A 14,418-nucleotide genomic window follows, 5' to 3' on the forward strand; every position below is an offset into this window, starting at 1 on the left:
AAATAAAAGGAGCTGCATATAATGCAACGTAGTGTGTATTGTGGAAATGTGTCTAACGAATTCGTTGGACAAACTGTAACATTAAAAGGATGGGTACAAAAACGTCGTGACCTAGGTGGGGTAATCTTTGTTGATTTACGCGACCGCGAAGGTATCGTTCAAGCTGTATTCAACGTGGAAAACTTAGGCAACCAATTTGCTGAAGCTGAACGTTTACGTTCTGAATACGTGATTGAGGTAACTGGTGAAGTTGTGTTACGTGGTGAAGGATTGGCGAACCCGAAAATTAAAACGGGTGACATTGAAGTGATGGTTTCTGATTTAACAATCTTAAACATTTCAAAAACACCACCATTCCCAGTTGAAGATGATATTGATGTAAACGACGAAATTCGTATGAAATACCGTTACGTTGACTTACGTCGACCAAAAATGGCGAACAATATGAAATTGCGTCATCAAGTAGTATCAACAATCCACCGGTACTTAGATGATCAAGAATTTATCGAAGTAGAAACACCTTACTTAACAAAATCTACGCCAGAGGGTGCGCGTGATTACTTAGTACCATCTCGTGTACATCCAGGTGAATTCTATGCATTACCGCAATCTCCACAATTATTTAAACAATTGTTGATGTCTGCCGGTATGGACCGTTACTACCAAGTTGTTCGTTGTTTCCGTGATGAAGATTTACGTGGAGACCGTCAACCAGAATTTACGCAAATCGACTTAGAAACAACTTTCTTAACACAAGAAGAAATTCGTGATTTAGTTGAAGGTATGTTGAAAACAGTTGTGAAACGCACTAAAAACATTGATATCACTGAAAACTTCCCAATCATTACTTATGACGATGCAATGGCACGTTACGGTAACGACAAGCCAGATACTCGTTTTGGTTTAGAATTAGTGGAAATTTCTGATATCGTTGATCAATACGAATTCAAAGTATTCAACCAAGCAATTGAAAAAGGTGGCATCGTTAAAGCTATCAATATCAAAGGTGCTGGTGACAACTACTCGCGCAAAGACTTGGACAACTTAACACCATTTGCATCTACATACGGGGCTAAAGGTGTGGCTTGGATCAAAGTCACTGACGAAGGTTTATCTGGTCCAATTGGTAAATTCTTTAAAGACAATCCCGCACCATTAATGGACCGTTTACAGGCTGAAACTGGTGACGTCTTAGTGTTCGTTGCAGATAAAGAATCAGTTGTAAACCAATCATTATCTGAAATCCGTTTGAAATTCGGTCGCGAATTAGACTTAATGGACAAAAACCAATTCAACTTCCTATGGGTAACAAACTGGCCATTGCTTGAGTATGATGAAGATACAAAACGCTTCAACGCAATGCACCACCCATTCACTATGCCTAACGAGGAAGACGTGGATAAATTAGCTGAAAACCCAGAAGATGTATACGCACAAGCTTACGATATCGTTTTAAATGGTTATGAAATCGGTGGTGGATCATTACGTATCTACCAAAAAGAAATGCAAATGCAAATGTTCAAAGCTTTAGGCTTTACAGAAGAATCTGCAACTTCTCAATTTGGTTTCCTATTAAATGCTTTAGACTACGGTTTCCCACCACACGGCGGATTAGCTTTAGGTCTAGACCGTTTAGTAATGTTATTAGCTGGTGAAGAAAACATCCGTGAAGTGATTGCCTTCCCTAAAAATGGTCGTGCATTTGACCCACTAACAGAAGCACCAAGCCAAGTATCAGAACAACAATTAGAAGAATTATCATTATCAGTCACTACAATTGATTTTGATTAAGTATAAAAAAATGGCCTCAGGGCCATTTTTTTAATGATCATCGTAAACTTGAAGTGTCATATCTAACAATTTTGAAGAGTAAATATATGTCGTATGGTAGAATATACTTAGATATATATTTACTTTTTTATTTGGAGGAGGATTAAGTTAATGAGTAAAAAATCATGGATATTAGCAATTGTTGCTGTTATTATCCTCGCACTGGGTGCATTTGGTAGCCAATTGACCAGCCAAACCAATGTCAATAATCTGCTTTCTGAGGGATCAAATGTGTTTTCAAGCGCGCAAAATATTATTGAAGTAGGGGACACAAACCGTCAGGTGGCGGTGTTAGAAGTCAATGGAACGATTGCAGACAACTCTGGGTCAGGTTCTTTTTCTGAAGGGATGGATTACCAAGGTATCCTAGATTCTATTGAAGAAATTAAAGAAAATGATGACGTTCAAGCATTATTATTAACCGTCAATTCACCAGGTGGTGGGGTATATGAGAGTACAGAATTATATAATGCCTTACTTGACTTAAAAGAAAGTCGTGAAATCCCAATTTATGTTTCAATGGGGCAAATGGCTGCTTCTGGTGGTTATATGATTTCAATGGTCGGTGATCAAATTTATACAGATAGTGAAACCACTACTGGTTCAATTGGTGTCATCATGCAAGTGCCGAACTTCTCAGGCTTTATGGAAGAGCATGGTTTAGCTATGGATACCTACAAATCAGGGGCATTGAAAGATATGGGTTCATCATTTAGAGGTGCTTCTGATGAAGAAAAAGACGTCTTAAATTCTTTCATTCAAGAGAAATACAACCGTTTTGTTGAGATTGTAGCGAATGGCCGCGGGTTGTCAACTGATGACGTGAAAAAATTAGCTGATGGCCGCATTTATTCAGGAAGACAAGCCGTTGAAAATGGCTTAGCTGACCAAATTGGTTACGAAGAAGATGCTTTAGCAGCTTTAAGAGCTGATAACAACTTGGAAACAGCTACCGTTGTAGACTACTCACCTACATCTGCTACTTCATGGCTGACTGATTTTATGTCATTATTAGCTGAGAAAAACTTATTTACTAGTCAATCAGAAACCAATACAGCGGATGAAATGACGCAAATTTTAGAGGTTTTAGAAGATACCTCAACACCTCAATTCTATTACATGTACGGAGGTGAATAAGATGTTTAAACGCCGTAAAAACGCTAAGGATAATCAAGATAGTGTTGAATTGCCGAAGCTAAATGAACGTCTTTATGAAGGGTCAGTAGAAACAGATTTTAAAGAAAAACGTCGTGAACGCAAAATTAAATCTTTGCAAGCTTCACCACAAGAAATCTTTTCAAATTATCGCCGTAACCTAGAAGCAGATATTGCTTCAGGATATGCTCGTAATCTATATGGCGGTTTCTGGATTCGTTTAGTTGCCTTCTTAATTGATTTACTGATGGTATACGCCTTACGTTTACTAGTCACGGGCGTCTTAAATGCAGTAACACAAGGCGCTTATAGCACCTTACCTGCTGCAGTAACTTTCCTAGTCGATCAATTCGTCTTAATTGCCTACTTTACCTTGTCAACATTCTTTACCAATGGCCAAACGATTGGTAAAGGGTTACTAGGCCTTCAAGTTGTAACCAACAAGCAATATAAATTATCCTTTATGACATGTTTACTTCGTGAAGGTTTAGGGAAAGTGATTTTAACGACAATTCCGTTTTTAGGTTTGATGGTTGTCTTCTCAAACAAGCGTCAAAATTTCATGGATTACTTTACAGATACAAATGTCATTTCATTAGGACAATTTGCTATGTTGTTTGAAGAAAATGCGATTTAATAATTGACAAAAGGTGTAGCTGAAACGCTACACCTTTTGTGGTACTTTGGCTAATGAAAACTGTGCCGCTTCTCGCACCCATTGAATAACTCTTGATTTTTTTGTTAGGTGCGTTATAATAATGAGAAATAAATGAAAACCTTTAACTTGCGTCCAGAGAGACGAAGAAGGCATGACACGTCTAGTTTTAACCGAATGGGGAAAGACTACTTCTTTTTGCGCACGCAAGTAGGGAAGTAGTCTTTTTTTCTTACTTAAGCAAATAATGGAGGTCATACCATGGTAAAAGTGATTATGAATGAAAAAGAAATTGGCCGCGCTTTAACACGTTTGTCTCATGAAATTATCGAACGATACAAGGGTATTGATAATTTGGTGCTTGTTGGGATTGAAACGAGAGGTGTTCCTTTAGCTGAACGTCTAGCTGCTAAAATTGAAGAAATTGAAGGAGTTGTTCCTGTCGAAAAAATCAATATCGATGGTTACCGTGATGACGCAGAAGAAGCTATTCAAGTGGCAAAAAAAGGGACAGATTTAACGGGTAAAAAGGTCATCTTGGTAGATGATGTTTTATATACTGGCCGGACAACACGCGCTGCTTTAGATGCTTGTGTTGACCTAGGTCGTCCAGCTGAGATTGCCTTAGCAGTTTTAGTTGATCGTGGACATAGAGAATTCCCAATCCGTGCAGATTTTGTCGGAAAAAATATCCCAACTGCTCGTGAAGAAGATGTAGTTGTGGCTTTAAATGAAGTAGATGATAAAGACGAGGTTTTAATTAAATAGACGTAGTGTATTACTTTAAGTGGGTCCGAGAGGCTACAAGTGATTTTTCTATGTGAACTGGTTTATGTAGAACCAGTGTATTCACCTAGCGAAGTGCTTGTAGACATGGATCTACAAGCACTTTTTTCGATGAAAGTAGGTATATGAATGCGACATTTCTTATCCGTAGAACAATTTACCAATGAAGAATTTATGAGGTTAGTGAGGAGAGCGTCTGACTTTAAACATGGACGAGACAGTTTTAAGAGCGACCGAACGATCGTGAACATGTTCTTTGAAAATTCAACGCGAACCAAAATGAGTTTTGAGATGGCTGAACACAAAATTGGCATGCATCGGATGAACTTTGACCTGACAACGTCATCCGTTAATAAAGGGGAGTCTCTATACGACTCAGTCTTGACCATGCAAGCAATCGGTGCCGACGTTGTGGTTATCCGCCATCCTGACGCTAACTATCCTGACCAACTGGTTAACCTTGATGTGCAGGTGGTAAACGCGGGTTCAGGAGCAGGTCAACATCCCTCCCAATCTTTACTTGATATCATGACCATTTACGAAGAATTCGGTGACTTTAGAGACTTAGATATCGCCATTATTGGTGATATCATGTATTCAAGGGTAGCCGTTTCCAATATGATGATGCTAAATCAATTAGGGGCGAATGTCATTTTTGCTGGGCCAAACCAATACTTTGATAAGCGCTATGAAAAATATGGTGAGTGGATGTCAGTTGACGACGCTGTGAAAACGGCCGATGTCGTGATGATGCTGAGAGTTCAATTGGAACGCCATCCAAACGGGGACAAGCCTTTTGAAAAGGCAGACTACCATGAACAATTCGGTTTAACGCGAGAACGATTCCAAACCATGAAAGACCACGCCATTATCATGCACCCAGCACCAGTTAACCGGGACGTTGAGATTGCGGATGAATTGATCGAGTGCGAGAAGAGTCGGATTGTGTCACAAATGTTCAACGGGGTTTATGCACGTATTGCAATTTTGGAATGGGTATTGAAAGGAAGATATGATGAGCTTAATAATCACAAATGGTAAACAGGTTACAAAAGATAATCAACTAGTAGATGTTCATTTAAAAATTGACGGCAAAAAGATTGTCGCACTTAGCGAGCAATTAGATTTCGACATTGCGGATAATGACCAAGTTATTGATGTGGCTGGGAAATTAGTCACTACAGGATTGACAGATGTGCATGTTCACTTCCGCCAACCCGGTTTTGAAGATAAAGAAACGATTTTAACTGGTAGTCAAGCAGCAGCACGTGGTGGTTTTACCCGAGTGGCAGCCATGCCTAATTTGAATCCTGCACCTGATACACCGGAAAAATTAACAGCGATTCAAGAATTGATTGATCAAGATGCAGTCATTGAAGTCTTACAATATGCGCCAATTACAGGTAACCTAAAATCAGACAACTTAGTCGACATGGAACATATGCCAGAAGCCTTTGCTTTTACCAATGACGGGTTTGGGGTTCAAACTGCAGGCACTATGTATCTGGCTATGAAAGAAGCAGCACGCGTAGGTAAACCAATCGTTGCCCATACGGAAGACGAAAGTCTGTTGTTCGGTGGCGTGATCCATGAAGGTATTAAAAACAAGGAATTAGGGTTACCTGGTATCTTGAATGCAACCGAGTCAAGCCAAATCGCCCGGGATATTCATTTAGCGGAAGAAACAGGCGTTCATTACCACGTTTGTCATGTGTCAACAAAAGCCTCTGTTGCTGCCATTCGAGACGGTAAAGCACGCGGTGTGCATGTGACAGCTGAAGTGGCACCTCACCACTTAATCTTAAATGAACTTGATATTCCTTCAGATGATGCAACTTACAAGATGAACCCACCTTTACGCGGAGAAGTAGACCAAGCAGCTTTATTAGAAGGGCTTTTAGACGGGACTTTAGATATGGTCGCAACTGACCACGCACCCCATACCTTAGCTGAAAAGGCGAACGGTTTTATGCATTCACCATTTGGGATTGTGGGTATTGAAACGGCCTTCGCAGTGATGTACACAAATTTTGTAAAAACTGGCATAATGTCGCTAGCATTTTTATTAGAAAAAATGGCAACTGCGCCGACTGAAGTTTTCGGCTTAACACCTGCAACGGTTGCAGTTGACAGCCCAGCCAATATTGCAGTTTTTGATCTAGATCAAGCATATACAATTGATCCTGCTGACTACTTGTCAAAATCACAAGTGACACCATTCAACGGTGAAGAAGTGTACGGTATGTGCACATTGACCGTATTCCATGGGGAAGTTGTTTACGAGCAAAAATAATCCAAGTAAAACTTATTGAAGGAGGCTATTATGTCACGTTTAAGTGTGAAATTACCAGGTTTAGAATTGAAGAACCCTATTATGCCGGCATCAGGCTGTTTCGGCTACGGTGAAGGGTTCGCGGACAAATATGACTTAAGTATCTTAGGGGCTTTAGTGGACAAATCGACAACTGTTGAAGTGCGAAAAGGGAATCCAGATCCACGCTACTTCCACTCTGGCGAACGTATTTTAAATTCAGTTGGCTTAAAAAACCCAGGTGTTGAAGGCGTCCTAGCAGAAAAATTACCATATTTAGCCCAATTTGATGTGCCTATTATCCAAAGTGTGGCAGGTAAAAACGTAGAAGACTATGTAGAAGCTACAAGAGCCTTATCACAGCCTGAAAATGTTAAAGCAATAGAGTTAAATATATCTTGCCCGAATGTTAAGTTAGGTGGTCTACAATTCGGGACAGATCCAGAAGTAGCCGCCGATTTAACAAAACAAGTCAAAGCAGCAACAGACTTACCTGTATATGTAAAATTAACGCCAAACGTTACGGACATTACAGCAATTGCCAAAGCGGTAGAAGGTGCAGGTGCAGATGCTATCGTCATGATTAATACGATTACTGGTCAAACATTTGACTTGGAAACAAGACAACCTATTTTAGGTGGCGTGACAGGCGGTTTATCAGGCTCTTCAGTGAAATATGTGGCCCTACGAATGGTTCGTCAAGTAGCCCAAGTGGTGGATATTCCAATTATTGGAGTAGGTGGGATTGAAAGTATCGACGATGTTTTAGAAATGATTATTGCGGGCGCAACAGCAGTCCAAGTTGGGTCAGCTAACTACGCGAACCCAATGGTTTGTAAGGAAATCATCGAAGGCTTGCCAGCACGTATGGATGAATTGAATATTGAATCTATTGAAAAATTAGTCCAAGAAATGAAAATGATGATCAAACAATAAATACTTGAAAAACAGCGCTCATGACAATCATGGCGCTGTTTTTTTATTTTATAGTGTTATTTTAAGCTGAGTGGTTTCGCTCTCACCCTGGGTAGTCGGGTTTGAGCCTCAAGACAGGACTGCATTTCAGTTTAAGTTGTAGCTGACTTTGCCCATCTACTGCCTTAAACTTCCAATGTTCCTGTCTGAACGTCGGCTCTCTCACCCTGGGTAGTCGGGTTTGAGCCTCAAGACAGGACTGCATTTCAGTTTAATTTGTAACTGACTTTGCACATCTACTGCCTTAAACTTCCAATGTTCCTGTCTGAACGTTGGCTCTCTCACCCTGGGGTGTTTCTTGAGTTGAAGAACATGATGATTAAGGTGGCTGTTTCTTCGATTGACCGGTCAGCGACGTTGATGACTGGACAATTCAACTCTTCGTATAGTTTGTTGGCGTAGGCCAATTCTTTTTCAATGCGGGCATCATCTGTATACAGACTGGCATTTTCAATCCCATATGACCGCATACGTTCGCGACGGAATTTATTTAAAACATTGACGTCATTGGTCAAACCAATAATTTTTGACCGCTCAATTTCATAAATAATATCTGGGATTCTAGATTCTGGGACCAGCGGCAGGTTGGCCACTTTATAACCCATATTCGCAAGATACATACTTAATGGGGTTTTAGACGTTCTAGAAATCCCTAATAAGACGATATCCGCATCGATAAAGCGTTTGGGTTGTTGACCGTCATCGTTATTGACCGCAAACTCTAAGGCCTCAATTCGTTTATAGTATTCATCGTCAAGTTGGTGGCGAATACCCGGTTTTCCGGACGGTTTCACATTTGTTTGACTCACAATCTGATCCATTAATTTGTCAAGGACATTCAAGTAGAAAATCCCCGCCATTTCACAATAATCTTCCGCAATTTTATTAAGGTCTTTATTGATGAAAGAAGCAACGATGGATGCTTTTTCAATTTTTGCCTGTTTTAAAATAGGTAGCAGCATGTCATCGTGTTGTATGAAAGGGTAATTAGTGATATCAAATTCAACGGATGGAAATTGAACGGACACGCTTTGGAAAATATCATTCACTAGCGACCCAACTGCATCCGAAATCAGGAAATATTTTGGCTTTTGTGGTGTGTCTTGGCTCATCTTTTTGCCTCCAATAATCTATATATTAAGTTTATTCTATCATATATAATGTGTCAGAAAAATCGAAGACAAAACAATTTGAATTCGAAACAAAAAAATGATATATTATTAATACGAATTCGAAATATAAGAACTTAAAAGATATTTCATTAAAAGGGAGCAATAATTATGTCAACAGATTTATTAGGTATTCACCACGTAACGGCTATTACTTCAAGCGCGGAAAAGAATTATCAATTTTATGCAGGTGTTTTGGGCATGCGTTTGGTTAAGAAAACAGTTAACCAAGATGATATTCATACTTACCATACCTTCTTCTCGGATGATGAAGGAACCGCGGGTACAGATTTAACATTCTTTGACTTTCCGGACGTGCCAAGTGGGTACTATGGAACAAACTCAATTTCACGTATCGGTTTACGTGTGCCAAATGATGCAGCCTTAGCTTACTACGAAGAACGGTTGAAAGCATTTGATGTGAAGACTGAAGAAATTAAAGAAGTTTACGGAAAGAAAGTTTTACGTTTTGAAGATTTTGACGGTCAACGCCTACAAATCTTCTCAGATGAAAAAAACGAGGGTGTTGCACCTGGTAAACCTTGGAAAAATGGGCCAGTCCCAGAAGACAAAGCGATTTACGGATTAGGACCAATCGAAATTTCAGTATCTTACTATGAAGACTTTGGAAAAATTCTCGAACAAATCTATGGCATGAAACAATTGTCAGACGATGGCCAAGAAGCCCTATATGAAGTAGGCGAGGGTGGTAACGGTGGTCAAGTTATCTTACGTAAAGACCTAGTGACACCACCTGGATTACAAGGATACGGTGAAGTTCACCACGTATCATTTCGTGTCGCTGACCACGATGCCATCCAAAATTGGGTCAACAAGTATCAACAAATCGGTCTACCGAGTTCAGGTTTAGTCGATCGTTTCTTCTTTGAAGCCCTATACGCACGTATCGGTGACATCTTGATTGAAATCTCAACTGATGGACCAGGTTTTATGGGTGATGAACCATATGAAACGTTAGGTGAATCATTATCATTACCGCCATTCTTGGAAGAAAACCGTGCGCATATTGAGTCGCAAATCCGTCAATTTGATACAACACAGCCCAATGATTATGGCTTCAAATCGTAATCAATCCGTGTTAGAATAGGTAGGAACTGGAGTGATAACTATGAATTTTGTAGATGAGTCCATGCAAGTCCTACACGAAGCTGGTTTTAAATATACCAAGAAACGTGCTGACATGTTAAACGTCTTTGATGAAGAAGGGGCCTATTTCCTGAGCGCCAAAGAAGTGCAGCAACGATTAGAAAACTTATATCCAGGTATCTCATTCGATACCATTTACCGGAACCTAAAATTATTCGAAGACCACCACTTCCTTGAAACCTCTGAAGTCAACGGGGAGATGGTCTTTAGAAAGCATTGTGATCCACATTTAGGACACCACCATCATTTTATCTGTACAAATTGTGGCAAGACGATTCCAATCAATTCTTGCCACATGACATTCTTTGCTGATCAATTACCAGGTTGTGAAATTGTCAGCCATACCATTGAATTACAAGGACTTTGTAGCGAATGTCAGTAAGGTAAATCTTTCGGAAAAGGAGCTAGAGACTATTTCTAGCTCTTTTTTTATAAGTGAAATCGCAGCTAATTTGGCTAGCCCTTGTCTGGTAAAGAAGGCGGACATTTTCCCTTATATATACTTAAGACATATTCACTTGTGAATAATACAATTCTCAACAAATTTACCTTAGGATAATTGACTTTATAAATATAATGGCGTATAATTCACTAGAACGTTTTTTCAAGTATGAAAGAACGATTTGTAGTAACGAGGGGAGGGAAATGTCATGTCAAAAACTGTAGTTCGTAAAAACGAATCACTTGACGACGCTCTTCGTCGCTTCAAACGTTCAGTTTCAAAATCTGGCACAATACAAGAAGCACGTAAACGTGAATTCTACGAAAAACCTTCAGTAAAACGTAAGAAAAAATCTGAAGCGGCTCGTAAACGTAAATTCTAATCGTTTACCTTGCGATAAAGGAGGCGGATCATGGCGTTATTAGACCAACTAAATACCGATATGAAGGTAGCCATGAAAGCTAAAGATAAATTTAAGTTATCTGTTATCCGTATGTTAAAAGCAGCAGTTCAAAATGCTGAAATTAACAAGGGAAGTGCATTGTCTGAAGATGAAGAAATTGAACTTTTGGCTCGCGAGTTGAAGCAACGAAAAGAGTCGGAAGCAGAGTTCCGTCAAGCAGACCATGTAGAATTAGCAGATAACGCAGTTGCTGAAATTGCGATTATCGAAGAATACTTGCCTGCACAATTATCAGAAGCTGAATTAGACGAGGGTGTCAAACAAGTTATTGACGAAGTTGGCGCTACATCTATGAAGGATTTTGGTAAAGTCATGCAAACTGCTGTGGCCAAATTTAAAGGTCAAGCGGATGGTAATGCAATCCAAACAGTAGCAAAAAAATATTTAGGTTAATGAATCTGGATCTGAGAGGGAAGTCTTCGGGCTTCCTTTTTTGTTGGGCAAAAAATCGGTTCTCACATTTTAAATGAGAAAATAATTAAAAATAAATTAAAAACAACTTGCAATCACATCCTGTTTTTGATAAATTGTAGTTAGCAATTTGAAAGGAGTGACAACAATGCGTCAATTTAGAATATCTTCCAAATATATCATGCATGCTGGCGTATTTGTTGCGTCTCCATTTAATTCAAAACAAGATTTATTATTATTAGCTAAGTAGGATTCTTCTCTAGGAGAGTCCTTTTCCACGTGAAACGGGCTCTAGCTAATGAAACGGCGGCCTGTTGACGGTCGTCGTTTTTTTATTAGCTGAGGGCAAAGTCGTGAATAATAGTAAAAGTCTGGAAGTTGAGTGGAGCCTTTTTTCAAATCAATAAGATCTTAAAAGATAAAGGAGCGATTTTGATGGATTTAGGATTAAAAGGTAAAGTAGCAGTCATTACCGGGGCAAGTAGAGGTATCGGATTTGAAACAGCGAAAACACTAGCTGAAGAGGGTGCACAAGTTGTGATTACAGCTCGCCACGAAGACCGATTAATTGAGGCACAAACAGCCATTAAAGAAGCGACAGGGGTTGAAGTGGATTACGCAGTAGCTGATGTCACAGATTTACCCGCTGTCCAAAAGGCGATCACGGACACGGCATCCAAATACGGGACTATCGATATCTTAGTCAATAATGCGGGTGGCCACAGAGCGGGCTCATTTGAACAAGTAGATAATGACACATGGCGATTCGACCTGGAAATTAAAATTATTGGTGTGGCCAATTTTACCCGTGAAGTATTGCCTTATATGCGTAAACAAGCTTCAGGTTCAATTATTAGCGTGGTTTCAAATTCTGGTAAGACGCCAGGTCCAAAGTCTGTACCAACTTCACCAGCTCGTTCAGCTGGTTTAGCTGTCATTAAAGAATTGAGTAAGGAGTACGGTGAATACAATATTCGTGCAAATGCGGTATGTATTGGTTATATCCGAAGTGAACAGGTTGAAAAGATGTGGCAAAATGACCCAGAAAATCCAACTTGGGAAGAGTTTTCAAAACAAAAAGCAAAAGATACGCATACGCCAATGGGCCGTGTTGGTGAAACAACAGAAGCTGCTAAAGTGATTAGCTTCCTTGCTTCAGATGCCGCCTCATATGTGAGTGGTGCAGCTGTCAATATTGATGGTGGCGCATCAGACGCTATGTAATTCTAAGGAGAAAAAAGCTTATGATGGATCAAGAAATTATTCACGCTAGTAAGACACTATATCAAGCAGATAATGAAAAAGTGCCGGTACAATACGGGAAATTTGGAATTGTCAATGAAGAAGACGGCTACCGAGTGCAACAAGCTGTGTTAGATTTAAGAAAAGAGGCTGGTGAAAAAGTTGCAGGTTATAAAATTTCCTTGTCAGCAAAAATTCAGCAATCATTTTTTAAGACCACAACGCCTTTATACGGCGTCATGACGGACAAAGGCGTCTGGGGTTCGGATATGGACCTGAGCAAATTTATGGGTCCTTTGTTAGAATTTGAAATCATATTCAAGGCTGAAGAAAGGATTTCGTCTGACGATTCAGTGGAAACCATTATGTCTAAATGCAAGGTGGCGACAGGATATGAAATCCCTGATTGCCGGTATGACGATTGGTACGGGAACATTTCAAAATTTGAATTGATTGCCGATGGGGCAGCCAATGCAGGTGTAGTAGCTGGTGAATACGTCAAACGGACTTATCAAGAAATTGATGACGTGATGGGGACAGTAACAGTAGATGGTCAACCATATACCCAAGGTTCTTCAAAAGAGGTGATGGGTCACCCAGCTTATTCAGTCCAATGGTTGGCACAGAAATTGGCTGAAACAGGCAAAGCTATTGAGCCGGGCATGTTTGTGGCTTCAGGTGCCGTTAATATGCCGAAAGTTATTAAACCAGGCGTTTATGTTGGCCAATTTGAAGGTCTACCTCCAGTTACGCTAAACGCTAAATAAAGGCAAAATAAAATCAAAAAAGCATTTGCTATTCCGAGATTTAGGAAAGCAAATGCTTTTATTGTCTATTTGACTTATTGTGATTTAATAGCCTTTTTCTTTTGAAACGACATTGACTGATAATGCGCCATCTTTTGTGTAAGCTGTTAAGTTAGCTTGGAATATCTTGTAAGTTTCATTTGCAAAGTGTTCTACTTGACCAGTCATATGTGGCGTCACATCAATCTTGTCATGGGCCCAGAAAGGATGGTCTGCTGGCAACGGTTCTTCTCTAAAGACATCAAGGGATGCATAGGCAATGACACCTTGATCAATAGCTTCAATTAAGTCCTGGTCTACAATGGCTGACCCACGTCCCACATTAATAAATAAGGGTTGTTTTTCTTGACGACCGAAATATGTAGCATCAAAGACGTTTTGTGTGGCGTCTGTTTCTGGTAGGACGTTGACGATGATATTGGCATCAGTCACTTGTTGAAAGCCGTCCGCTGTTTTCACCGTTTGATTAAAGTAGTCTACATCGCTGCCTGACGTATTCACACCAACAGTTTTTAAACCGAATGCTTGGCCGATACGGGCGATTTCTTTTCCTACATTACCGGCACCAAACACGACCATTTTCTTTTCAGGCAAAGACATGTGTTGGGCATATTCCCAATGTTGTTTTTCTTCACGCGCCTTATAAATATGTAAACTCCGGTAGTAGTTCAAGATGTAACCAAAAACGGTCTCTGCGATTGGTATCGCATGAATCCCACTCATGTTGGTGATTTGAATCTTTTCATCAGCGATGATTTCTTTAGGTAGTTGATTGATGCCAGCGAATTGGACTTGGATCCAGCGAAGGCTGTTATAACCATTTGCTGCATATTTTTCAGCTAAATCAGCATCCCAGCCATATTGAATTTCAATATTGGGGAAGTCTGCGTCGGTCAACTCGTCCGCCATTTTCACCTGATAATCACTTGCTAAGTCTTTGATATCATCGATTTGCCAATCCTTTACAAGGTTTGCGATGGCTAATATTTTTTGCATAGTGTGTGCC

General features: G+C 39.9%; 15 protein-coding genes. 13 read left to right on the plus strand and 2 right to left on the minus strand.

Annotated elements, in window-relative coordinates; genetic code table 11:
• Positions 1-18: 18 nt before the first annotated feature.
• The 7 genes from aspS (at position 19) to ACUW85_RS00145 (ending at position 7,673) form a co-directional block, all read left to right on the plus strand.
• Complete coding sequence (gene aspS / locus ACUW85_RS00115) at positions 19-1,791, plus strand: aspartate--tRNA ligase (protein WP_026466002.1); 1,773 nt, start codon at positions 19-21, stop codon at positions 1,789-1,791.
• Positions 1,792-1,941: 150 nt separating this feature from the next.
• Positions 1,942-2,967 carry a signal peptide peptidase SppA gene (gene sppA, locus ACUW85_RS00120; protein ID WP_048728099.1) on the plus strand — a complete coding sequence of 342 codons (1,026 nt, stop codon included), beginning with the start codon at positions 1,942-1,944 and terminating at the stop codon, positions 2,965-2,967.
• A gap of 1 nt (position 2,968) precedes the next feature.
• Entirely contained in the window at positions 2,969-3,622 is a 654-nt protein-coding gene (locus ACUW85_RS00125; RefSeq protein WP_182023023.1) for an RDD family protein, read from the plus strand.
• A gap of 279 nt (positions 3,623-3,901) precedes the next feature.
• Complete coding sequence (gene pyrR / locus ACUW85_RS00130) at positions 3,902-4,408, plus strand: bifunctional pyr operon transcriptional regulator/uracil phosphoribosyltransferase PyrR (protein ID WP_003142739.1); 507 nt, start codon at positions 3,902-3,904, stop codon at positions 4,406-4,408.
• A 147-nt stretch (positions 4,409-4,555) separates the two neighbouring features.
• Entirely contained in the window at positions 4,556-5,467 is a 912-nt protein-coding gene (locus ACUW85_RS00135; protein ID WP_182023022.1) for an aspartate carbamoyltransferase catalytic subunit, read from the plus strand.
• Entirely contained in the window at positions 5,442-6,719 is a 1,278-nt protein-coding gene (locus ACUW85_RS00140; RefSeq protein ID WP_182023021.1) for a dihydroorotase, read from the plus strand. Before ACUW85_RS00135 ends, ACUW85_RS00140 begins: the two co-directional genes overlap by 26 nt.
• Before the next feature lie 30 nt (positions 6,720-6,749).
• Positions 6,750-7,673 carry a dihydroorotate dehydrogenase gene (locus tag ACUW85_RS00145; RefSeq protein ID WP_149255607.1) on the plus strand — a complete coding sequence of 308 codons (924 nt, stop codon included), beginning with the start codon at positions 6,750-6,752 and terminating at the stop codon, positions 7,671-7,673.
• A gap of 320 nt (positions 7,674-7,993) precedes the next feature.
• Here ACUW85_RS00145 and ACUW85_RS00150 read toward each other — a convergent pair whose 3' ends face one another.
• The gene (locus ACUW85_RS00150; protein ID WP_048728111.1) at positions 7,994-8,824 is read right to left on the minus strand and encodes a pyruvate, water dikinase regulatory protein; all 831 of its coding nucleotides are present in this window, start codon (positions 8,822-8,824) and stop codon (positions 7,994-7,996) included.
• Positions 8,825-8,992: 168 nt separating this feature from the next.
• On the opposite strand from ACUW85_RS00150, the gene ACUW85_RS00155 reads away from it, so the two are divergent.
• From ACUW85_RS00155 to ACUW85_RS00180, 6 genes are all read left to right on the plus strand, one after another.
• Positions 8,993-9,970, plus strand: a complete 978-nt coding sequence (locus tag ACUW85_RS00155) for a ring-cleaving dioxygenase (protein WP_220456875.1) — start codon at positions 8,993-8,995, stop codon at positions 9,968-9,970.
• Between the two features lie 40 nt (positions 9,971-10,010).
• Positions 10,011-10,430, plus strand: a complete 420-nt coding sequence (locus ACUW85_RS00160) for a Fur family transcriptional regulator (protein WP_048728115.1) — start codon at positions 10,011-10,013, stop codon at positions 10,428-10,430.
• 268 nt (positions 10,431-10,698) lie between these two features.
• Positions 10,699-10,872 carry a 30S ribosomal protein S21 gene (gene rpsU / locus ACUW85_RS00165; RefSeq protein WP_003142732.1) on the plus strand — a complete coding sequence of 58 codons (174 nt, stop codon included), beginning with the start codon at positions 10,699-10,701 and terminating at the stop codon, positions 10,870-10,872.
• Between the two features lie 30 nt (positions 10,873-10,902).
• Complete coding sequence (locus ACUW85_RS00170; protein ID WP_016897393.1) at positions 10,903-11,346, plus strand: GatB/YqeY domain-containing protein; 444 nt, start codon at positions 10,903-10,905, stop codon at positions 11,344-11,346.
• Between the two features lie 453 nt (positions 11,347-11,799).
• Positions 11,800-12,588: an SDR family NAD(P)-dependent oxidoreductase gene (locus ACUW85_RS00175; RefSeq protein WP_182023020.1), complete on the plus strand. Its 789-nt coding sequence runs from the start codon at positions 11,800-11,802 to the stop codon at positions 12,586-12,588.
• A gap of 20 nt (positions 12,589-12,608) precedes the next feature.
• On the plus strand, positions 12,609-13,373 hold the full coding sequence (locus tag ACUW85_RS00180; protein ID WP_026466012.1) for a 2-keto-4-pentenoate hydratase: 765 nt from the start codon (positions 12,609-12,611) through the stop codon (positions 13,371-13,373).
• 84 nt (positions 13,374-13,457) lie between these two features.
• Here ACUW85_RS00180 and ACUW85_RS00185 read toward each other — a convergent pair whose 3' ends face one another.
• Positions 13,458-14,408, minus strand: a complete 951-nt coding sequence (locus ACUW85_RS00185) for a phosphoglycerate dehydrogenase (RefSeq protein ID WP_182023019.1) — start codon at positions 14,406-14,408, stop codon at positions 13,458-13,460.
• Positions 14,409-14,418 lie beyond the last annotated feature (10 nt).

The organism is Aerococcus sp. 150760013-2 (genome assembly GCF_053627715.1).

Coding starts and splice junctions, on each gene's coding strand:
- sppA (WP_048728099.1), top strand. CDS start 1,942: ATGAGTAAAAAATCATGGATATTAGCAATTGTTGCTGTTATTATCCTC.
- ACUW85_RS00125 (WP_182023023.1), top strand. CDS start 2,969: ATGTTTAAACGCCGTAAAAACGCTAAGGATAATCAAGATAGTGTTGAA.
- pyrR (WP_003142739.1), top strand. CDS start 3,902: ATGGTAAAAGTGATTATGAATGAAAAAGAAATTGGCCGCGCTTTAACA.
- ACUW85_RS00135 (WP_182023022.1), top strand. CDS start 4,556: ATGCGACATTTCTTATCCGTAGAACAATTTACCAATGAAGAATTTATG.
- ACUW85_RS00140 (WP_182023021.1), top strand. CDS start 5,442: ATGAGCTTAATAATCACAAATGGTAAACAGGTTACAAAAGATAATCAA.
- ACUW85_RS00145 (WP_149255607.1), top strand. CDS start 6,750: ATGTCACGTTTAAGTGTGAAATTACCAGGTTTAGAATTGAAGAACCCT.
- ACUW85_RS00150 (WP_048728111.1), bottom strand. CDS start 8,824: ATGAGCCAAGACACACCACAAAAGCCAAAATATTTCCTGATTTCGGAT.
- ACUW85_RS00155 (WP_220456875.1), top strand. CDS start 8,993: ATGTCAACAGATTTATTAGGTATTCACCACGTAACGGCTATTACTTCA.
- ACUW85_RS00160 (WP_048728115.1), top strand. CDS start 10,011: ATGAATTTTGTAGATGAGTCCATGCAAGTCCTACACGAAGCTGGTTTT.
- rpsU (WP_003142732.1), top strand. CDS start 10,699: ATGTCAAAAACTGTAGTTCGTAAAAACGAATCACTTGACGACGCTCTT.
- ACUW85_RS00170 (WP_016897393.1), top strand. CDS start 10,903: ATGGCGTTATTAGACCAACTAAATACCGATATGAAGGTAGCCATGAAA.
- ACUW85_RS00175 (WP_182023020.1), top strand. CDS start 11,800: ATGGATTTAGGATTAAAAGGTAAAGTAGCAGTCATTACCGGGGCAAGT.
- ACUW85_RS00180 (WP_026466012.1), top strand. CDS start 12,609: ATGATGGATCAAGAAATTATTCACGCTAGTAAGACACTATATCAAGCA.
- ACUW85_RS00185 (WP_182023019.1), bottom strand. CDS start 14,408: ATGCAAAAAATATTAGCCATCGCAAACCTTGTAAAGGATTGGCAAATC.